At 38.8% G+C, this 22,819-nt stretch carries 15 protein-coding genes; 8 read left to right on the top strand and 7 right to left on the bottom strand.

All coding sequences use genetic code 11. From position 1 onward, the window contains the following. Window positions 1–24: 24 nt before the first annotated feature. The 3 genes from BWI92_RS28760 to rbfA form a co-directional block, all read right to left on the bottom strand. Window positions 25–297, bottom strand: coding sequence for an FtsX-like permease family protein (locus BWI92_RS28760; protein WP_310588940.1), 273 nt, complete (start codon window positions 295–297; stop codon window positions 25–27). Next, window positions 276–1,232: an ABC transporter permease gene (locus BWI92_RS21150; RefSeq protein WP_310588941.1), complete on the bottom strand. Its 957-nt coding sequence runs from the start codon at window positions 1,230–1,232 to the stop codon at window positions 276–278. The genes BWI92_RS28760 and BWI92_RS21150 overlap by 22 nt, the downstream gene beginning before the upstream one ends. Before the next feature lie 132 nt (window positions 1,233–1,364). After that, window positions 1,365–1,745, bottom strand: coding sequence for a 30S ribosome-binding factor RbfA (rbfA, locus tag BWI92_RS21155; RefSeq protein ID WP_095166541.1), 381 nt, complete (start codon window positions 1,743–1,745; stop codon window positions 1,365–1,367). A gap of 223 nt (window positions 1,746–1,968) precedes the next feature. On the opposite strand from rbfA, the gene BWI92_RS21160 reads away from it, so the two are divergent. After that, window positions 1,969–2,931: a DUF6427 family protein gene (locus BWI92_RS21160; protein ID WP_310588942.1), complete on the top strand. Its 963-nt coding sequence runs from the start codon at window positions 1,969–1,971 to the stop codon at window positions 2,929–2,931. Further along, window positions 2,919–3,317 carry a hypothetical protein gene (locus BWI92_RS28765; protein ID WP_310588943.1) on the top strand — a complete coding sequence of 133 codons (399 nt, stop codon included), beginning with the start codon at window positions 2,919–2,921 and terminating at the stop codon, window positions 3,315–3,317. The genes BWI92_RS21160 and BWI92_RS28765 overlap by 13 nt, the downstream gene beginning before the upstream one ends. A gap of 245 nt (window positions 3,318–3,562) precedes the next feature. On the opposite strand, the gene BWI92_RS21165 is transcribed toward BWI92_RS28765, so the two are convergent. Together BWI92_RS21165 and BWI92_RS21170 are read right to left on the bottom strand one after the other, a co-directional pair. After that, a complete protein-coding gene (locus tag BWI92_RS21165; protein WP_095166613.1) occupies window positions 3,563–5,248 on the bottom strand; it encodes a DNA polymerase/3'-5' exonuclease PolX in 1,686 nt (561 codons plus the stop codon). A 137-nt stretch (window positions 5,249–5,385) separates the two neighbouring features. Next, window positions 5,386–5,889, bottom strand: a complete 504-nt coding sequence (locus tag BWI92_RS21170; protein ID WP_095166543.1) for a DUF4494 domain-containing protein — start codon at window positions 5,887–5,889, stop codon at window positions 5,386–5,388. A gap of 217 nt (window positions 5,890–6,106) precedes the next feature. Here BWI92_RS21170 and BWI92_RS21175 point away from each other — a divergent pair, with 217 nt between their 5' ends. Continuing rightward, window positions 6,107–7,333, top strand: coding sequence for a serine hydrolase (locus BWI92_RS21175; protein WP_095166545.1), 1,227 nt, complete (start codon window positions 6,107–6,109; stop codon window positions 7,331–7,333). 215 nt (window positions 7,334–7,548) lie between these two features. Next, complete coding sequence (locus BWI92_RS21180) at window positions 7,549–8,979, top strand: circularly permuted type 2 ATP-grasp protein (protein ID WP_095166547.1); 1,431 nt, start codon at window positions 7,549–7,551, stop codon at window positions 8,977–8,979. Between the two features lie 326 nt (window positions 8,980–9,305). Here the strand turns inward: BWI92_RS21180 and BWI92_RS21185 are convergent, their stop codons facing one another. Continuing rightward, window positions 9,306–12,620, bottom strand: a complete 3,315-nt coding sequence (locus BWI92_RS21185) for a VCBS repeat-containing protein (protein WP_176464496.1) — start codon at window positions 12,618–12,620, stop codon at window positions 9,306–9,308. A 784-nt stretch (window positions 12,621–13,404) separates the two neighbouring features. On the opposite strand from BWI92_RS21185, the gene BWI92_RS21195 reads away from it, so the two are divergent. From BWI92_RS21195 to BWI92_RS21210, 4 genes are all read left to right on the top strand, one after another. Then, on the top strand, window positions 13,405–16,602 hold the full coding sequence (locus tag BWI92_RS21195) for a TonB-dependent receptor (protein WP_095166554.1): 3,198 nt from the start codon (window positions 13,405–13,407) through the stop codon (window positions 16,600–16,602). A 14-nt stretch (window positions 16,603–16,616) separates the two neighbouring features. Further along, complete coding sequence (locus BWI92_RS21200; protein ID WP_095166556.1) at window positions 16,617–18,527, top strand: RagB/SusD family nutrient uptake outer membrane protein; 1,911 nt, start codon at window positions 16,617–16,619, stop codon at window positions 18,525–18,527. Between the two features lie 202 nt (window positions 18,528–18,729). Continuing rightward, window positions 18,730–20,103 (top strand): vanadium-dependent haloperoxidase, encoded by a 1,374-nt coding sequence (locus tag BWI92_RS21205; RefSeq protein WP_095166558.1) that lies wholly within the window; start codon window positions 18,730–18,732, stop codon window positions 20,101–20,103. Between the two features lie 516 nt (window positions 20,104–20,619). Continuing rightward, on the top strand, window positions 20,620–22,314 hold the full coding sequence (locus tag BWI92_RS21210; RefSeq protein ID WP_095166560.1) for a CRTAC1 family protein: 1,695 nt from the start codon (window positions 20,620–20,622) through the stop codon (window positions 22,312–22,314). A gap of 60 nt (window positions 22,315–22,374) precedes the next feature. On the opposite strand, the gene BWI92_RS21215 is transcribed toward BWI92_RS21210, so the two are convergent. After that, complete coding sequence (locus BWI92_RS21215; RefSeq protein WP_217903458.1) at window positions 22,375–22,773, bottom strand: diacylglycerol kinase family protein; 399 nt, start codon at window positions 22,771–22,773, stop codon at window positions 22,375–22,377. Window positions 22,774–22,819 lie beyond the last annotated feature (46 nt).

Raw genomic sequence — 22,819 nt, forward strand, 5'->3', positions numbered from 1 at the left:
AGTTCATGTCATTCAATAAGAATTTTAAAACTTCACCGCACGTTTGGCAGGGAAGTACGAAGCGGCAAGGGTCATTATAATTACGACAATGGCCGTAAAAAAGAAGTCATTGAAGCGCATTTCTACAGGGTAAGCATCTACTAAAGAACCTACGATTCCCATTGAAACAAAACCGTATACTTTCTGAAGCCAACAAATGGTAAAGCCTAAAATCAGACCTACTAAAGCACCACTAAACGCTACAATTGCGCCTTCATATAAGAAAATTCGTTTGATTATACTTCTCGATGCGCCCATAGCACGAAGCGTTTTGACATCTGGTTTTTCTCAATAGCTAACATAGAAAGCGAGAAAAAGATATTAAAACTTGCTATGCCAATGATAAATGAAAGTGTAAGAAATACAAAAAGTTTTTCGATTTTGATAGCACGTAACAGGCTAGCATGTTGCTCGTCTTGGTTTTGTACAACAAAATTTTCTCCTAGTAAATCTTGAATTTCATTTTGTATTTGAGGAATTTGTTTAGGGTCTTTCACCTGTATTTCTAACGAAGTACGTTTGTTGTCATATTCGAATAGTTCTTGAGCAAAACTAAGTGGAACAAACACAAAATTATTATCATATTCTTGTTCAATCGCAAAAATACCTGTGGGTAATAAGTTTAATCGATTGAAAGCATCTGTCGAATTAAAATCAATGGTTTTGCTATGATTATTACGTGGGTACCACGTTTCGAGCGGATAAAAAGCGTCTACATCAATTCCTAGTGTAAAAGCTACCCCAGAGCCAACCACTGCATAAGAGATACCTTGACCGCCCAATTTTAATTCACCATCAATAATGCTCGATTTGAGGCGTTGTTGTTTGAGGAAATTGTCATCAACTCCTTTTAATGTTACCACCATTTGGGCTTCTTTATACCTAATGAGGGCACTTTCTTGAATCACTTGGGTAATAGTGCTTACACCATCGACAGCTTGAAGTTTGGCAAGAAAGTCGGGAGTACATGGAAAGTTTTTTCCTTTTTTAGCGCTTATTTTTAATTCTGCATCAAAAGTTCGAAAAAGACCTTTTTGGAAAGCCTCAAGTCCATTAAACACCGATAAAACAATCACTAAAGCCATTGTACCGACGCAAACGCCGAGCATTGAAATCCAAGAAATAAGGGAAATAAAGGAAGTCTTTTTTCGAGCAATGAAATATCGTTTCGCAACAAAGAAAGGCAAATTCATGATAGGGAGCTCTTGGAGATAAGATAAACAAATAAAGAAGCAAGTCTGAGTAAAAAAGTGAAGGAAATGAAACGTAAATGAGATTACGTTTCAAACCCAAATTCTTCACTTCATATTGGTGCAATCCCAATATTAATCCTCAATTTCTTCTCCTTCTTTCAAAGGTGGAATGTCTAAGCTTGAAATTAAACGATCCATTTTAGCAGCATATTCGGCTGTATCGTCCAAATAAAACTCCAAATCAGGAATAATACGAGCTTGGTGACGGATACGCTGTCCCAAAACGCCTCTGATTTGTTTAGTTTTTTCGCGAATCTCCTGCATTAAACCTTGTTTATCGTTGGCAAGCATGAAGCTCAAGTAGATACGAGCAATAGACAAATCTGGTGTTACTTTTACATCGGTGATCGTGATGAAAGCATTACCAAAAGCACTACGCATATCTTTTTGAAAAATCTCACTCAAATCTTTTTGAATTTGACGAGAAAATTTTTGTTGTCTTTTCGAATCCATTTCCGCTAGTCTTTACAAATTGGCATATATTGCCATCTATGAATAAATAAACCAATAGCACTGGTTATCATAGCGATTTTCTAAGTGTGCTATTGTAATATTAATGCAAATTTCGGGAATTTAATTTGATTAACCGTAATTTCGTGAAAAATACCTTTTAATTAAAGTAACAGTTATGTTAAGTTTTTTCAGGGTAAATGCCCTCTACCAAATATTTAGTTTATTGATTTTACTAATCGTATCACGTATTCATATATTCTTGAACGGTTCGCCTGAACTGATCCCTGAATTGCAATGGATGTTAGTCGGTGAGCAAATCAATAAAGGTTTTGTGATGTACTCAGATATTTGGGATAACACTGCTCCGTTTTCTGCTATGGTTTATGCTGGAATTGATAGTATTGTTGGTCGTTCTCAATTTGCCTATCAATTTTTGGCCCTTTTCGTGGCTGCTTTTCAGGTAATATATTTCAATGTTGTAATCAACAATAGGGATATTTTTCCTAAAAGAACTTATTTGCCTGGTTTAATGTATGTCATCTTTTTGAATATCTCGATTGACTGCACCACGCTGTCTCCTGTGTTGATGGGAACAAGCTTTTTGCTACTGGCTTTCGGAACAATCGTTAAGCAGGTAAATCGACTGGAGGCTACCGACGAAGTGTTTGAAATAGGCTTTTTGATTGGGGTTGCCACGCTGTTTTATCCTCCAGCTTGTGTATTTATTTTATGGGCAATTGCTTCTTTATTGTTTTTTAGTGGAGCTACGCTTCGTCAGCATTCATTGGCGATGTTTGGTTTCTTGTTTCCGCTATTTTTGACAGGACTTTTCTTTTATTTGGATGGGACTTATGATGACTTTTTCCAAATATTTATCTCATCGGTATTCCAAATTCGCCAGTATAACCTCAACGACTTTCGCACTCTTTTAGCCACATTGCTATTGCCGTTTATCTTTGCGGTTCTGGGCTTTTTGAGATTAGTAAATGCCACGGGTTTTGTCAATTTTCAGTTACGTTGTCAACAAGTGATGATGCTTTGGGGGCTAACAGGTTTTCTGTCGATTGGTCTAATGCCGTTTTTGGCGCCTATGCAATTCATTATTTTTGTACCAGCATTGGCATTTTTTGCTACCAACTTTTTTAGTAGTTTCAAAAAACATGGATGGCCGAAATGCTTTTTTTAGGAAGTCTTTCTGTTATGATTTTCTTCTATTTCCAAGGTGCAAATGATAGTGATGAATCTTTTGCAAAGCTGAATAATTTGAAAATCAAACGTAATAGCGCTTTTCCTTTTAAGAGTAAAAAAGTGTTGGTTTTGGGAAATGGTATGGAGGAGTATTTGGACAACTACGCTGCTACGCCTTACCTCAACTGGAACTTGGCAAAATATGAATTAGAAAACTTAGATAATTACGAAAACGTGATAAGTATCTTGAGAAACTTTGAAAAAGATACGCCAGAAGTCATTATTGACAAAGCGAATTTAGTTCCTAAACTTTTTAAACGAATCCCTGCATTAGCCCGTCGCTATCATGCAGATGGCAAAGGTGTTTATCTTTTGAATTCGTAAAAGCGCAATTTAGTGAGTTGTGATTGAGTGAATGAGTGATTATTTCTAATGGTAGAGACGCAATGCTTTGAACCTGATTAGGTATTATTCGAAATATATTATCAAAAAAAGCGTTCGGAAAATAATTTCTGAACGCTTTTTTTGATAATATCATGCTAGATATGACTCGGCTTAAGACGCAATCATTGCGTCTCTACTGCTAGAATACAGATTTTTTTAAAAACACTCATTCAATTTAAGAGAATTTACTTTTTTCTACCGTTCAAATACTCTTCTATTTCAGATAGGCTCATAGCATTAAAAGTCATTTCGGCTGTTAGGCCACCTTTACGGGCGTTGGCAACACCAAAGTGCATATCAAAATAACCTTCTTTTTCGTGGGCATCTGGGTTGATAGACAACTTGACGTTTTTCTCCAAAGCATATTGAATATATCGCCAATCCAAATCCAAACGATACGGGCTTGCATTGATTTCAATTACCACACCATTGGCCGCACAAGCATCAATTAGTTTGTAATGGTCTACAGGATAACCTGCTCTTGATAATAGTAATCGTCCTGTTGGGTGTCCCAAAATCGTTGTATAGGGATTTTCGATGGCTTTAATCAAACGATACATGGCTTTTTCTTCAGTCATTTTCAGGTTTTGATGTACCGAAGCCACGATATAATCAAAGCTCTTTAAAACCTCCTCATCATAATCCAAAGAGCCATCTCCCAGAATATCGGATTCTATCCCTTTCAGAATTTTAAAAGGTTTGTCGCCTAGCGCATATTGTGCATTAAGCTGGTCGATTTCGGCATGCTGTTCTGCTACACGGACTTCGTTGAGTCCTCGTGCGTACGATGCTGTTTTGGAGTGGTCGGCAATCCCAAGATATTCAAAGCCCAATTCACGACAATAATTGGCCATTTCAGCCAGAGTATTTTTACCATCTGAATAGGTAGAGTGATTGTGTAAAATACCTTTGAGCGAGTCCCAAGTTACGAGTTGGTCGTTGCTGTGTTTTTGAATCCAATCAAACTCAAATGTTCCTTCTCGCATTTCAGGAATGATATATGGAAAGCCTACTTTGGCATAAATAGCCTCCTCAGAATCAAAAGTTTGATTTTGAACGGTCTGATAAATATGATGCTTGGCCAAGTGTTTTGCTGAAGCACTAAATATAAAGCCTTGATTGATAAATTGTTTCTCGGGACAAATAATCACTTCGATAGGAATCAATTTGCCTTCGATATTGCCACGCCAAGTAAATGGTGACGAATCTTTTTCGTTTTGTTGTAGGGTAGGAGTAGCGTTGAGCAATTGTTGTACCTCCCAAGGTTGATCGTGCCCCACTACCAATTGAATAGACTCAACCACTTCGTTTTTACGGCGAATATCCCCTACAATCTGAACATGTTCAAAGACTGGCTCAAGGATATCAAGGATAAAATCGGCGATTTCTTGCCCTTTTTCCATTCTTAATTTACCAGAATTGGATTGGTTGTAAAGAATAGATTGCTTGATGCTCTCTTGAATTTTGTCCCCAAAACCTTTGAGTTTGGCCACTTCGCCATTCTCACAAGCAAGCAATAATTCGCGAGTGTCAGTAATACCTAATTCTTGCCAAATCATGCGCACTTTTTTAGGGCCAATTCCTTTGATTTTGAACATCTCCAAAATTCCTTCTGGCGTTTTATTTAATAGTTCGTTCAACTCCGCAAGTTGTCCTGTAGTACGAATTTCTTCGATTTTGGAAGCCGTACTTTTCCCAACCCCTTGAATAGCCGCCAATTGTGCTACAGGAGTAGTGATAAAGTCTTCGGTAGCTTTGTCTAATGCCCTAACAGCAAAGCTGAGATTTTTTATTTTAAATTCATTCTCGTCATGTAGTTCCAATAATTTGACCGTTAATTCGAGAATATCCAGAATATCTTGATTGTTCATATCGTAAAATTTAAAAGCGCAAGGAATACTCAATCACACATGGGTGCTTGTAAGCGTTTTACTTCTTTTCAAAAATAACAAAAAGGGTACAAAACAGCGATTGTGTATGTACCCTTTTCTAAAAATCTCCTACCTTATTATGCTTGAGAATTAGCTTCTTGTTCTGCCAATACCTCTGCTACGGGACGAAAATTGCCTTTTTTGAGCATTTCGTTTTCTGGCTCGTAAGGGCATACTTCCAAGATGGTTGTAATGTTAATATCGGTAATCTGGTAATCGTTGAGGTTGCCCAAATTCTTTTTTAGTAAAGTGTATACTTCGCCTGGGTCATTGGCATTGATTAGCATCATATGAGCCGTTTTCTTTTCCTTTTGAGATTTTTCATCAAAAGAAATATACTGCACTTTTGCTTTAAACCACGTTTCGGCATTGTTGTCTTCAAAAAACACCTCACTCAATTTCATTTTGGTAAGATTTGTAATTTGAAATTCGGGGGTATTGCTGGCCACAATCTCAAAAACTCTAGCCTCTGCGTCGGTGTAAGATACTGCATCAATCAAATACGCTTCGTTGATGGTTTTTAATGAGCCTGCCTCGTCCTCTCTCTGGTAACGAATTTTGGCCAAATACCAAGTTGCCATAATTAATCTGTTTTATTTTTATGCCTGCAAAACTATCAAGACTTTCTTAATATTCCGCAAAGCACGACCCAAACATTTTCGGTTCCATTATCCTTCTTGACTGAAGTAGTGAATTTTTTCTGTTGCATCGAACAATTGTCGATTGATGTAACGTAAATTTGACTATTGAGTTGCTACTTATTTGAAATAACTCCTTTTCATCCCAACTAAAAACCTTATGAAAAAAATAGTACTTGTACTTACCTGCCTTTGTGAGACTTTTTTAGGCTTTTCTCAGAAGAAATCCTCCACTGTAACGCCGACAGTTTATTATCCCGAGGCGAAAGAGTGGCAAATAAAATCTCCTGAAAGTGTTGGGTTAAAATCTGACAAAATCCAAGCTGCTATTGAGTTTGCTAAGGCGCATGAAATCAAGAATCCTCGCAACATGGAGGTCAATCATTACCAAACCTTTGGTAAAGAACCCTATGGTATTGGGATAGGACCTTTCGCAGAAAGAGGTGAGCCCACTGGTGTCATTATTCACAAGGGATATGTTGTGGCAACATGGGGTGAACCGTTGCGTTGCGATATGACACATTCGGTAACCAAAAGTTTTTTGTCGACTGTGGTCGGCTTAGCGGTTGACAACGGGCTTATTGGTTCGGTCAATGATACAGTATATAAATATGTGCCAGCGATTGAGGTTTATGGAAGTCCAGTTGCTCGACCAGCGGAGGATTATGGTAAACCTGAATTGCTCAAGCCATTTGATACCCCACACAATCGTAAAATCACTTGGGATCATTTATTGCGTCAAACTAGTGATTGGGAGGGAACACTTTGGGGCAAGCCCGAATGGGCTGACAGACCAAGTACTAATCCTGCCGAATGGACTACCCGACCACGCAATGCACCGGGAGTAGTATATGAATATAACGATGTACGAGTAAATGCCTTGGCTCTTGCGGCTACGAGCGTTTGGCGTAAACCATTACCTCAAGTACTCAAAACTATGATTATGGATCCAATCGGCGCTTCTAACACATGGCGTTGGACGGGTTATCGTAATTCTTGGATCGTATTGGACGGACAACCTGTTCAATCAGTGAGTGGAGGCGGACATTGGGGTGGGGGTATGTTTATCAATGCTTATGATATGGCTAGATTTGGGCTATTATGTTTGAGAAAAGGTCGTTGGAAAGAGCAGCAACTTATTTCGGAAAATTGGATTAAACAAGCCTTAACGCCAACTACAGCCGAGCCTACTTATGGGTATATGAACTGGTTTTTGAATACAAATCAGAAATTGCTACCGAGTGCTTCGCCAAACGTGTATTATCATTTGGGCAATGGCACCAACATGGTTTATGTCGACCCAGACCATGACTTGGTAATGGTAGTACGATGGATTGATAATAAATCATTAGATGGAATGGTAAAGGCTGTATTAGAGGCTTTTTGAGATTGAAAAAAGATTCAGTTCAAAATACTCAAAAAAATATAGTAAGTAAAAATACTTATTTTTAAAAGGGATTCTTTTTTATTTATAATCTCCCATTTAAAAAGTACTATAAATTTGTTGTTTTCAAAATATTGTTTGGTAAATCAATTTTGAAACAAAATATAATTTTAATAAATTAGGTTTTACGTTCTGAACAAAACACTAAAAGATAGCCTATGAACTTTAGCTTCAACAATTACAATACAGAAGGATTTTACGATGAAATGTTCGATGCAGAAGGAAATGTACGAATAGGATATGAAGCCTTCAAAGAGCGTGCCGAGCAATTGGGCGTAGAGGAATTTCTTCGTCGTCATCAAGCGGCTGAGCGTTCGTTGATGGCCTTGGGCATTACTTTTAACGTGTATTCTGAAAACGAAGGTACTGAGCGTATCATGCCCGTGGATATTATTCCAAGGGTAGTAGCTGCTGACGACTGGGCAAAAACCGAAAAAGGTTTAGTACAGCGTATTACAGCATTGAACATGTTTTTGGACGATATTTATAACGACCAAAAAATCTTGAATGATGGCGTGGTTCCACGTGAGTTAATCGAGTCTTCGAAAAACTTTTTGAAACCATGTATTGGCTTAAAACCTCCAAAAGGTATTTGGATTCATATCACGGGTACCGATTTGATTCGTGGCGATGATGGTGAGTTTATGGTTTTGGAAGATAACTTGCGTTGTCCTTCGGGAGTAAGTTATATGCTTGAAAACCGTGAGCTATTGAAGCGTACTTTCCCTGAAGTACTTGGTAAAACGCGAGTGCAACCTATTTCGGATTATCCAACGCGCTTGTTACAAATGTTACAATACATTAGCGACCGCCCAAATCCGACTATTGTGGTGCTTACACCAGGTATTTATAACTCTGCGTATTTTGAGCACTCATATTTGGCACAACAAATGGGTGTGGAGCTAGTCGATACCCGTGACCTAGTGGTGCATGATGGTTATGTAAAAATGCGTACAACCAAAGGTTTCCAAATTGTTGATGTGATTTACCGTCGTATCGATGATACCTTCTTAGATCCACAAACCTTTAACCCTCATTCTTTGATTGGTATCCCAGGTTTGATGGACGTGTACAAAGCTGGTCGTGTTGCGCTTGCCAATGCCCCAGGAACAGGCGTAGCCGACGATAAGGTAATTTATGCTTATGTACCTCGTATTATTAAATACTACTTAGGCGAAGAGCCAATTATTCCAAACGTAGAAACCTACATTTGTGGCGAGGATGATGACTGTAAATATGTATTGGAAAATATTGAAAAATTGGTAGTTAAGGAAGCAAATGAAGCTGGTGGCTATGGTATGTTGATTGGTCCGAAATCTACGAAGGAAGAACAAGAATTGTTTAAAAAACGTATCAAGGAAAACCCAAGAAACTATATCGCTCAACCAACTATTTCGTTGTCGCGCGTACCATGCTTGATCGATGATCATGCAGAAGGTCGTCACGTGGATTTACGCCCTTATATCCTTTACGGAAATGGCGTACAAGTAATCCCAGGAGGATTGACTCGTGTGGCATTGCGCAAAGGCTCCTTGGTGGTTAACTCCTCACAAGGCGGAGGCTCCAAAGATACATGGGTGTTGTATTAAGTATGAATGCTGAGTTTTGCATGTAAAGCATTGCGAAATTCACAGCTCATTATTTAGGTTGAATACTTAAGTGAAGGACTAAGAAATTAGTTTTGAATTTACTTTTTCTCAAAAATGAGTCATTCGGAATTCTAAGGTTGAGCTTGTTCTCTAAGTTTTCAACAAAAAAGCGGTCGGAAAACATTTTCCGACCGCTTTTTTGTTGTTACCCTGTGGATTTTACTCTGCTTGAGAGGCAATGCATTGCGTCTCTGCAACTAGAATATAAATTTTAAATTAATCACTCATTCATTCAATCACTAAATTAGGGATGACTCATGTTGTTCTTACTGAATCTTATAAGCTTTTGGCGCTTGCTGATTGATACCCAAAACTATCGTTTGATTTAGTTGTAGTACCGACCGAACGTCGCCTTTGATTTTCAGACCTGACTTGTTTTGTGAAATGCTTACAAAGTTCCCTTTTCCATCGCCTTGTAAGAGTAAACCATAATTGGCATCAGATTTACCAAATTTTAGTCTAGTGATGTTTTGATTACCTGCAAGCAATAAATCTTTTTTACCGTCTTTGTTGTAGTCTAATACCAACAGGTTGTACACTGGTGCAAATTGTGCTTCTATCGGTAACGCTTTTTCTTCAAATTTACCTTGAGCATTTAAGGTAAAATATCCTGTCTTGAGATAATTAGCTGTTAATTTTTCGGCACCATCTAGTTCTTTTTCATCAAAAATATCTTTCAAGGTTGCATCTCCATAACTATCATAGCTTGTGAATTTTTTACGCTTAATAGTAAGTTGTTCTAGCAATTCGTCGCGGGTAAGGTAAGGATATGACTTCCCTTGAACGTAAGTACACAAAATTGGGTCGACAGTCCCATTTTGGTCAAAATCTTTGAAATACAGTTCGGCAGGTTCTTTAAAACTAACCTTACACTGACTATTCAAACCTTGATTTCCCACTAAGATTTCTGGCTTACCATCACCGTTGAAGTCCTCAACGACGATTTTATTCCACCAACCTTGATAATTTTTATCAAAGTATTTGTCAGTCTCATTTACACTTTTACTACCTTGAATGGTAAATACAGAAATGGGCATCCATTCGCCTACAACAAGCAATTCTTGCTTTTTATCTTGATTCAAATCCACAAACGCGGCGTCTGTCACCATACCAATTTTTTGTAATTCTGCTGGGGTTTGATCTTTGAAAGTGCCATTACCTTGGTTGATAAGGATATAACTTCGTGGTGTTTCTGGATATCTGCCAGGAATTACTCTTCCACCTACAAATAAATCAGGTTTTCCGTCTTGATTGACATCGCCCACTCGTACACAACCCGTACTGATTGGCATATTGGGTAGGGCAGAGGTACTCAAGGTAAATCCGCCTTTTCCATTGTTGACATATAGCTGATCTTGAAGCAATGGATCATTTTCGGTAAAATTGCGATACCCGCCATACGCTACATATAGGTCAACTTTTCCATCGCCATTGGCATCGAAGAAAATGGCATCGCTGATATCTGCATTGGTTTTGGTAGCAATACTTTGCTTGCTGAACCCATTGGCTTTATTTTGGATAAATAGCTCACTGGCTTTGCCAAAACAACCACCTACAAATACGTCTTCCAGTCCATCTTGATTCACATCGGCTTTAATCATGACTGGTCCAACAAATGACATCGCTTGTGTGAGTAGCGACTGACGTTTGAAATCATTTTGAACTATCGTGGCTGCTAGGCTTTGAATAGGGGAGTTAGTTTCGACAAAATAGGTCTTAACCTCCAATTGTTTTGGGGTAATATCTGTCGCATTTTTTTCTTCCAAAACTAAGGCTTGGTCTGCTTTCACATTTTTTAATACTTGAACTTTACCACTTGCCCAAGTAACTTTCAGTGAGTCAATTGTTTGTGATTTTCCTAATCCAAAGTGCAACTCAAAACTCACATTGGATTGAAAGCCACGGGTAGGCATTTGCTCTTGGTGTTGCGAATTGCCTGAAGCGTATATCCTGACCGTTGTGCCGATTCCCATCGTGTTCGGTGCATTTCCTTTAAACTGGATGTTGAGGTAGTGATTCTCAGACTTTTGCTTGCTTTCATTCTGGTATATGAAGGCAGGAAGATTGATGTTATTGACCACTAAATCCAAATCGCCATCTTTATCGAGGTCGCTGTAGGCTGCGCCACTGCTATTCGAAGGACGACTTAAGCCCCATTTGTCTGATAAATTGGTGAATTGGAGATTACCTTTGTTGCGAAACATATAATTGCTAACATTGGAAGAAGGCATTTTTTTAACCAATTCTAATACATCCTCACGCTGAAAACCGCCTTGTTTTTGTTTAATGAAATCATCCATATATTTCAAAAAGTCCAAATTGGTATAGTCGTGCAAATACCCATTGGTTACATACAAGTCTTTCCAGCCATCGTTGTCATAATCTGCAAAAAGCGCCGACCAACTCCAGTCGGTATTCGAAACTCCTGATACTTGTCCTATTTCACTAAAAGAGCCATTTCCGTTGTTGAGGTGCAACATATTGCGCATATACTGATGATGAAAACCCGATTGTACACTCAAATCAAACTTGTAATAATTGTCGGGCGCCATCAGTAATTTTTGACGACGATTGTCTTCTGGCAACATATCTAATGTAAAAATATCTGGCAATAAGTCATTGTTGATATCAGCTACATCGTTGCCCATCGAAAAATTAGAAGTATGTCCCAATTGCTCAAGACTTACCTCTGCAAATCCACCTTTTTGATTATTGAGATACAGTCTATCAGGCACTGCATAGTCATTACTTACATAAATATCTGGCCAGCCATCTTGGTTAAAGTCGGCAATACCTGCTCCTAGACCGTATGAAAGAGCCGAACTTTGAATGCCCGCCTGACCCGTAATATCTCTGAAAAATCCCTTGTCATTGGTATAGAATCTTGACCCACTCACTGAGTCATCAACCTTGAGTAACTCGGCAGTATCGGACAAGTTGAGTACTGGAAGCGATTTGATATTATGATTTAACAGAAAAAGGTCGAGATCACCATCTTTGTCGGCATCAAAGAAATAGGCATTTGTGCTCGATGCAGGACTATCTAAGCCATATCTTGACGCCTCCTCCGAAAATGTTGGAATACCGTTAGCATCATTTCCTTGATTGATAAAAAGCTCGTTGGCTTTCTTTTCTGGACGAAGATTGCCCGAATGACATACATAAATGTCAAGCTTGCCATCGCCATTAATATCCACCATCGTAACGCCAGTCTTCCAAGGACCTTGGCGACCAGCTACACCAGCTTGGGCGGTAATATCTTGAAACTCCATTTGAGTTTTATTCAAATAGAGCTTGTTTTCATTCATATTACTTGTAAAATATAAATCATCATAGCCATCTCCATTGACATCACCCACAGCTACACCTCCACCGTTATAGAAGTACTCGTACATGAGCACGTTAGTGTTGAGACCTTCGTCTATTACATTTTGGAAATCGACATGAGTTTTTTCAGCTGGCAGTAAGGTAAAAAGTCCTTCGGGAGACGAATCTTCTGAAGTGGGTTGAGAGGTATCTGCACAACTCATGAGAATACTTGTACAGAAGAAAAGGAAGGTTGTATAGGAAAAAATTTTCATGCTTGTTAAATAGACGATTGTAAAGGGTCTGCTTGATTTAGATTTTGTTAATTAATAAGTTATTGAGCCACTTTGGATTGGCGCGCTACTTGTTTCTTAAGGGTTACAACTACTGAAAACTACCTAATTTTCTCGACTTTTTTAAAGAAGATATTCAGAAAAATAAGGAAAATGTCGGATTCACAAATACTTCAAAGATTGCATAATAATGAGAACAAAAAAGAGCTTGTGCTACGCATATTTTCCATTTTCCCTAAAAATGAATGCTTCCTCAAAATGTAGTGGAGTAATGGTTTATAAAAATATTTAAAATTTCACTATTTTATTGTTTTTGTAAATAAAATGGGGTTTTCTTGTGATTGATTATATACTTTTTTTAACTGCATTTTTCAGATATATTCCTCTTTTATCGTACTATATTAACACTAATCAATAAGTATGCAGACTGATTGGTTGTTTTGTGATAAATTTTATTCTTTTTGTGCAAATGTTTGCACAGCCTTATTTCCTCATTTAATCAAAAAAAATAAAATAATTCTCAATTTTGTGAGTAATTGTATGGGTATAAAAAGTACAACTATTTCTTACTTTGTTAAAAGTATGAGAGTGCATAGACCCCACTTTCGTACTACAGGCGAGCTTGTGCATGATGGCTTGACCATATCTATCTAAAGTAATTATAACTATGAAAATTTCGGACGACTGCGTGTTCAAGATTGAGCATTGCCTCAATACCTACGTGTATTTATTCCAATCCCATTACAATTCCATAACATAAAAAATTATGATTAATTCTACTCAGTGGAAGCATCAGAGTCGGAGAATTTGTTTTCTGACTTTGGGGTTCATTTTTATGGTTTTTGCTAATACACTTGCCCAAAGTGTAAAAGGAAAAATCACTGATGACAAAGGTCAAGGTTTGCCCGGGGTCAACATTTTAGTGAAGGGCACTAGCGTCGGTACTACTTCCGATGTCAATGGTGTGTACTCCGTTAATGCTGGCAAATCTGCGATCTTAGTTATTACCTCAGTTGGGTTTATTTCCCAAGAAGTATCTGTGAACAGTCGTTCTGTTGTAGACGTTGCCCTTGCTACCGATGTTAAATCTCTTGAGGAGGTTGTGGTAGTAGGTTACGGTACGCAGAAAAAAGTAACTGTTACAGGTGCTGTTGTTGCTGTACAAGGTGAGAAAATATTGAAGTCACCAGCAGTGGATCTTTCGAACTCATTGGCAGGTCGTTTGCCAGGTTTGGTGGTTATCCAACAAAGTGGTGAGCCAGGAAACGATGGTGCTAATATCTCGATTCGTGGTACAAATACCCTTGGTAACAGTAGTCCACTTGTGGTAATTGATGGTATTCCTGATCGTGACGGTGGCTTGGGTCGTTTGAACCCACGTGACATCGAATCGATTTCGGTTTTGAAAGATGCTTCGGCGGCGATTTATGGTGCTCGTGCAGCAAACGGTGCTATCTTGGTAACAACCAAAAGAGGTAAAACTGGTAAGCCAACGATTACTTATGATATGAACCTTGGATGGGCTCAGCCAACAAGAGTTCCTCAAATGTCAAGCGCTGCAGAGTATGCTAAAATCATGAATGAGCTTCCGATTTATAAAAATATTCCAGCAGGAGAGTGGGGAGCTGCATGGCAAAGTATTCAAAACACTGGTACGTACAAGTCTCCAACTGCAGGAGTAGGTACAATCAATGCCAACTATAGCCCAGACGCTGTGAAGAAATTTGCTGATGGTTCAGACCCTTGGCGTTATCCAAATACTGACTGGTTTGGCGATGCCTTCAAAACTTGGACTCCACAAAGCCGTCATAACTTACAATTGTCGGGTGGTTCTGAAAATATGCGTTATATGGCTTCTTTGGGCTATGTTTCACAAGATGCCTATTACAAAAACTCAGCTACTAACTACCACCAATACAATTTCAGAACAAACCTTGATGCCAAAATCAACAAGTACATTAGTGCAAACTTGGGTATCATGGTGCGTCGTGAACAACGTAGATATCCAACCGAAAGTGCGGGTTCTATCTTCCGTATGTTGATGCGTGGTCGTCCGACTGAGCCAGAAGTTTGGCCAAATGGTTTACCAGGTCCAGATATTGAAAATGGTCAAAACCCTTATGTGATTACAACTAATGCTACAGGTTATGTGGACAATCCAACTGACTACGTGCAATCTAACGGTTCGGTAGTTTTGACTAACCCTTGGGTAGATGGTTTGAAGGTTACATTGTCGGGTGCGATTGACAAAAACAGCCAAACTAGTAAGACATGGCAAACACCATGGATGTTGTACTATTGGGACAAACAAACCTATCAATCAGATGGCGTAACGCCATTGTTGGTAGGTGCGATTCGTTCAAACTTTACAGATCCTCGTTTGAACCAATCATATAGCAACGTTTTGAATACCAACTTGACTGCCATGATTAACTATGACAAGAAATTTGGTGCAGATCATAACTTGAGCTTCTTGGCTGGTGTAACTCGTGAGACTTTCGATGGAGATAATTTCTTTGCTTACAGACGTAACTATATTTCTTCGGCTGTTGACCAGTTGTTTGCAGGTGGTTCTTTGCAACAGAATACAGGAGGTAGTGCTTATAACCGTGCTCGTTTGGGTTATTATGGTCGTGTGCAATACAACTACAAGGAGAGATATTTGTTAGAGTACATCTGGCGTTATGATGGTTCTTATATATTCCCAGGTGCTCATCGTTTTGGTTTCTTCCCAGGGGTATTGGTAGGTTGGAATATTTCTAACGAAGATTTCTTCAAAGTTAAAGGTGTTGACAATTTGAAACTTCGTGCTTCTTATGGTCAAATGGGTAACGACCAAGTATTCTTCAATAACCAATTGCAAGAATATGCTTACTTGTCGACATTTGGTTTTGGACAATATCCTATCAACAACCAAGTGGTAACTACTTTGACAGAGACAGTTTTAGCAAACCCTAACTTTACTTGGGAACGTGCTAATAACTACAACATTGGTCTTGATGGGTCATTCTTAAATAACAAGATTAACCTAACATTTGAATACTTCTACAACAGAAGAGATCAAATCTTGATTCAGAAAACAGGTTCAACGCCAGCATCTTCAGGTATCAACTCTTTGTTACCTCCAGTAAACGCAGGTATTGTTGAAAACCGTGGTTTTGAATTCAACGTAGGCTATAATGGCAAAGCGTCAAAAGATTTAACTTTTAGAGCGGCTGTTAATGGTGGTTATGCTAAAAACAAAGTAGTATTTATGGACGAAGTACCTGGAGCTCCAAGCTACCAATTGCAAGAAGGTAAGCCAATAAACGGCTACTTGGTATATGAATCTGATGGTGTGTTCAAAAATACAGCTGAAATCGATGCTAATAAATTGGACTACTCAGCAGTAACATCAAGATTGATTCCTGGTGACATGAAATTCAAAGATGTAAATGGCGATGGTAAAATCAACGGTGATGACCAAGTAAGATTAGACCAAAATTCTACACCTACATTCAACTTTGGTGCTACTATTGATATTCGTTACAAAGGATTTGATGTGAGTGCGCTCTTCCAAGGTGCTATGGGGGCTTCTATCCGTATCCAAACGGAGTCAGGTGATATCGGTAACTACTTGAAATATTCGTACAACAATAGATGGACAATCGATAACCCAAGTAGCGTACACCCACGTTTGGCAAGTAGAGGAGATACCTACTTTACTGGCGGTAACTACGGTAACAATACCTATTATCTGTTTAGTAAAGACTATGTTCGTTTAAAGAACATCGAATTAGGCTATAATTTTCCAAGTAATATTACTGAGAAGCTGAAACTAGGAAATTTGAGAGTTTATGTCAATGCCTTGAATTTGTTTACAATTGACAAAAACAAAATCTTTGACCCAGAGGCGACTGCTCAAGGTGGTGTGTACTACCCACAATCACGTGTGATAAATGCAGGTTTGAGTCTAACCTTCTAAAAACGTAATTTAACATGAAGAAATTTAGTATAAAAGTAGGCTTATTCGCTGCTCTGATGGGGCTTACTTTATCTTGTGATCAAGAATTTTTGAATACCAAACCCTTAGATAAAATATCGAGTGCTGCAACATGGGCTGATGGACCACTTTCGGAGGCTTTTGTTTTTAATGTGTACTCTTTCTTAGGATATGGAGGTTTCGAAGAGCAAGCTTTGGCGGCTTACACCGATGAAGCGATGTTTACGCACGCTGGGCGTAACATCAACACTTTTACTGAAGGTACTGAAAGTCCAAACAACATTGCTTGGGTGAGTGATACCTACGGTTGGGATAAAATGTATCTTGCGATTCGTGAGGCAAACGTAGCATTAGAAAATCTACCAACAGCTACTTTTACCAATGCTACACTAAAAGATCGCTTAATTGGTGAGTCATATTTCTTGCGTGCTTATTACTATCAACAATTACTCCGTTTTTATGGCGGTGTACCTTTGATTAGTAAATCTTACGGTTTGAACGAAGATTATACTGTAGCAAGAAGCTCGTATGATGAGTGTGTGAAGTTTATCGTGAGTGATTTGGACAACGCTATCAAACTTTTGGATGGCAAACCGTCTACCCCAGGTCGTGCTACTAAGTTGTCAGCGATGGCATTGAAAGCTCGTGTATTGTTGTATGCAGCGAGTGATTTGCATGATGGTCCTACGGCAAAGGCAAAATCTCCAGTGTTAGCTTCATATCAAAATATTGATTTGTTAGCATATCCTTCTGGCGACCGTGCTGCACGTTGGCAAGCGGCAAAAGCTGCTGCAAAGGCAGTATTAGATGCTACTACGGGTTATAAATTGAATTTGACAGCACCAGTATCTGTTGAAGAAGGTAAAAACAACTATAATGCCATCGCAATGGGTGGTCAGAGTGCTGTGGCTGATCCAGCTGCTGCATCTGAGTTATTATTCCAACGTACGCATACAGCCTTGTATACACAAGAGGATAACTGGCCTTTGGGAGGTATTCACTATGGTATCAACAACGGACCAAACGGTTATCACAACTGGGCAGGTAATACGCCAATCCAGCAATTAGTTGATGACTATGAAATGATGGACGGTACCAAATTTGACTGGAATAATGCTACACATAAGGCGGCACCTTACGAAAATCGTGACCCACGTTTCTATGCTTCGGTACTGTATGATGGAGCACCTTGGAAGCCTCGTCCTGCTGACGTTGCAGCGTTAGACCCTGCTAACCAAATTCAAACAGGTTATTATGATGACGGAAAAGGAGGAGTTTTGAATGGTATCGATACACGTGAGTCTGCTGTAGAAAACTGGAATGGTAGCCGTACACACTATTACACTCGTAAGTTTATCGATCCAAACCCAGCATTGGCTGATAACCAATCTTCTGCACAGGTGATTCCTTGGCCTTTTATTCGTTATACAGAAATGGCATTGAGTTATGCTGAAGCAAGTATCGAAACTGGCGATGAAGCAGAAGCTTTAAAGTGGATCAATAAAATTCGTTTCCGCTCAGGTATGCCTGCTGTAAATGACAAAGGTACTGCTTTGCGTGACCGTTTGAGAAATGAAAGACGTATCGAGTTGTCTTATGAAGAGCATCGTTATCATGATGCACGTCGTTGGATGATTGCTGCTTCTACGGTAGGACGTGGCGTAAAATCTATCCATGTAGATGCTAAACTTAAACCGGGTATGACGGCACCTGCTATCTATAAATACGATAAAAATCGTTACAATTATAGCTATTCAGTGGAGGATAATACGTCTAACGAAACGCGTACTTGGAACGACAAAATGTACTATCGTGCGTTGAGTCGTAACGAGGTATTACGTAATACTAAGTTGGTACAAACCCAGGATATTCGAATTAATCCTATCCCTAATCCAAATATCCTTTAGGCAGTCAGTGATGACTGCCTAATTTGGTTAAATCGTCTTATATCTTTAGAAATGCCAGATTACTAATTCAATGATTTATTTCACTTTATGATTTTAACAATATAAAATATACATATATTGTGCACTAATCAGTCAATATTGGAGTTTTACTATTAAGTAGAAAGCGTTTGACTTTTCCTCTTTCAACATAAATTTATAAAATATGAAATCTTCAATGAAAAGCTTGGGTATTCTCAACGGGATAGTAGCGGTTGCTTTAGTTGGCTTTTGTATGAGTTGTCAGTTTTTTCAAAAGAAAATTACAGAGCAAGACTATGCCACTCGCTGGTCGGATATGGCATTATATATTACCAAAAATACCCCTGGCAACTCGCCAACATATGCTTCCAGATGTCTCGGTTATATCGGTCTTACCATGTACGAATCTGTGGTGCATAGCGACCAAACGTATGCCTCAATGGCAGGGCAGTTGGACAGTCTACAAAGCTTGCCTATGCCTCAGCCCAATCAAAAATACGATTGGATTGTTGCGCTCAATGCCTCACAGGCATCTATCATCAAGGCGCTTTACAAACAAACTTCTGATATCAATAAAACAAAAATAGATTCACTCGAAAATGCTTTCCTAGAAGCACGCTCCGCTAATATCACTGACCCCGAAATCACAAAACGCTCTATTGCTTACGGTCGTGAAGTCGCAGAAAAGATATTCGAGTGGTCAAAAACTGATGGAGGAAATGAAGGTTATTTTAAAAATTTTGATAAAAAAAGAGTTTATCCTCAAAAACTAGGAGGATGGCAACCTCCACTCTATAGCCAATCTTTTAGTCGTTCGCCATTACATCCAGATTGGGGTAAAAACCGCACTTTTTTAGTAGCAGATCATAAAATTGCGGCACCCAAGCCCATTCCTTTTGACTCAGTGCCTCAATCGGAATACTATCAACAGTTTTTAGCCGTATATCGCCAGCGCAATGCCTTGACCCAACAACAGAAGGAAGCTGCTGTATGGTGGGGAGATGATCCAGACGAAACTTTTACTCCTCCTGGGCACTCGTATTATATCGCAACGCTAGTGATAAAGAAAATCAATCCTCCGCTCATTAAGTGTGCCGAAACGTATGCCCGTGTAGGTATAGGGGTTGCAGATGCTTTTGTGAATTGTTGGAAATGGAAATATGAGTTTTTTACTGAGCGTCCTAATACGTTTATTCCAAAGTATATCGATAAGTTCTGGGAGTCATTTTGGCCAGATCCACCATTTCCTGCTTTTCCGTCAGGTCATGCTATTCAAGCGGCTGCAACAGCTACCGTTTTAGGCAATTTGTATGGCAACTCTATCACCATCACTGACGACTCACACGTAGGTCGAAAACCCGATGGACTACGAAATGTAGAATTTAAAGCTCGTACATTTAATGCACTTTGGGATGTTGCCAACGAAGTTGCCAACTCTCGTTTTTACGGAGGTATTCATACGCCGATGGACAACAATGCAGGCTTGCAAAAGGGAAAAGAAATTGGAGAAAATATCAATAGCCTAATATGGCAAAAAAGCCTCTATAAAAAGGAATAATAAAAGTTGAAAAGGGTTCCCTTGTAATTGCCTTCACAGGTAATAAATCAAGGTGAAATTTACCATTTTTTGATCTTTTTATGTAAAAATGTATTGTTGGATTTCAGCAATCAGCTATGGGCACTCGGCAAAGTTTCTCTATGGTTTTCTAAGAAACATATTTAAACTTTTAGCCTATAACCTTTTGCTTGTGAGTTCCTTCTAATAACGAATATACTATTAACTAATAACGTCTAAAAACCTACAAGTATAAATAATGAAATGCCTTACATAGCTCAAGTTTGACACCTACCACTAGTAATTAACCCAATGAGCTATTGTTAAACTACTTGATATTTGAATGAGAAGTTCAGTCTTATTCATAATGCTCACATTGGCCATCCTTGGCGTTCTACTGATTTCAGGATAGATTATGGTTTGCAATGATACCATTGCAAGGTGATTCTTTTGTAGCCCATTGGATGAATTTTATGTCCTATCAAGGCTACTCTCTTTCATTTCTTTAAGCAAATTTCTATGATTAAACCTTTACTAAAATTAGGAATAGTATTTCTTGCGAGCACTACTATTGTTCAAGCGCAAAAAATGTTTACGGAAGTGTCAAAACAAGCAGGTATCAATCACCAGTTCGAAGTGTTCGAAGGTTTTTTGGGTGGTGGAGCGTGTGTGATTGACATCAATAATGATGGCTTCGAAGATATTTTTATCGCTGGTGGTAAAGCCGATGACGTATTGTATCTCAATAATCGAAACGGAACTTTTACCAATATTTATACAAAATCAGGGCTTACCAAAACTCGAAATTATCTAACACAAGGAGCAGTCGCCGCCGACGTAAACCGTGATGGTTGGGTAGATTTATATATTACGACGATTACTTCAAAAGGTACCAAAAAGATTATTCCCCGAGAAATCAATTTGCTTTTTTTGAATAATAAAAACAATACTTTCAGAGATGCTACCAAAGAATATGGATTAGGTGAACTGTATTCGTTTAGTACTGGGGCTAATTTTGGTGATGTCAATGCTGACGGATATCCCGATTTATACGTTGGAAATTATTTTACCCAATACCCAGGCGATTTGAGTACCATCAATGCCTCGATGATAGTTGGTGCCAATCAAATAGGAGAGGGTAATTTGTTGATTAACCAACAGGGCAAAGGTTTTAAAGATGAGTACAAAGCATATGGACTTTCGCATAAAGGTTTTGGTTTTGGAGGTGTTTTTACCGATTATGACAACGATGGCGATCAAGACTTGATTGTCAACCATGATTTTGGGTACAAAAAGACCCCAAACTTGTTGTTGGACAACCAATATCCTATGAGTTATTTCAATGACGTTGCGCCTAAATTGGGGATGGATTTGAAAATTAATTCGATGGGTACTGCCGTTGGTGATTATAATAATGATGGTTTGATGGACTATTTTTTTACCAATATTCGGTTTAATAAGCTGATGATAAATAATGGTCCTGGAAAAGCTTTTTCTGACAAAACCGCAGAGGCTGGTCTGAATACAATCACGATTAGTTGGGGCGCAAATTTTGCTGATTTTGACCATGATGGCGATTTAGATTTGTTTGTGGTCAATGGCGACTTGAATCCTAATTGTGTACCAATGGGGGATTTTTATTTCGAGAATAACAATGGTAAATATACCGACTTGGCTGGTCTCAAAGGTATAAATGACTACGGCATTGGTCGTGGTTCGGTCATGTTAGATTATGACAACGATGGTGACTTGGATTTACTAGTGGTCAATCAAAAGCCTGTATTACCCAATTTCCCAACAGAGTCGGTTACCCATTTGTATCGCAATGATGGCGCAAAAGGAAATTGGATAAAAATTGCCTTGAAAGGTATTCAAGCCGAAACACATGGTTTGGGTTCTAAAGTGGAAATAGTAGTTGGTGGTAAGCATTATATTCGTGAAATAGACGGCGGAGGCTCTAGTCATTTGTCTCAAAACGCCACATTTGCCCATTTTGGACTTGGGAATGCTACACAGGTCGACGAAATTATTGTGCATTGGACGGGAGGATACAAGCAAGTACTCAAAAATCAGAAGGCCAATCAATTAGTGGTAATTACCGAGGAGGAACATGTTGATCCCTTAGTTTGGACCAAATTAATCATAGGAGTAGTCGTGGTACTGGTGCTTTTGGGAGGGTATTTTATTTGGAAAAACGTACGTAAAAAGAAATAAGCATTTTATGGATAAATGAATGAGCGATCAAGAAAGGGGGCGTATATTATGCTCCCTCTTCTATAATAGGCTTTCGACAAAAGTGATGATTTTAGGTAAAAAGATAATAATATGGCAAATCATAGAAGCCATAGCCGTTATCCAAACCGAGCCAGCAGCGATATCTTTGGCTTTTTTGGCTAAAGGATGAAAGTCTGGAGATGCCAAATCCACAACCGCTTCAATCGCGGAATTAAACCCTTCTGAGGCAATCGCCAGTCCGTTGCCCAATACCACAAACAGCCACTCGGTAATGCTAATATCGAAAAACCAGCCAAACAAAAGCCCAAAGCCGAAAATAAGCAGATGTATCCGAAAGTTATTTTCTTTCAGCAACATTCCTATGCCCTGAAAAGCATAAGTAAGACTTTTGAAAAATTTGAGAAATTGAATCATGGGATAGTTAATAGTTAAAGACATTTAATAAGGTGTTTCCCTCGCAAAATAACTAAAAAAAGGCCAGTCC

Source organism: Flectobacillus sp. BAB-3569 (assembly GCF_002270355.1).
GTDB lineage: Bacteria > Bacteroidota > Bacteroidia > Cytophagales > Spirosomataceae > Flectobacillus > Flectobacillus roseus.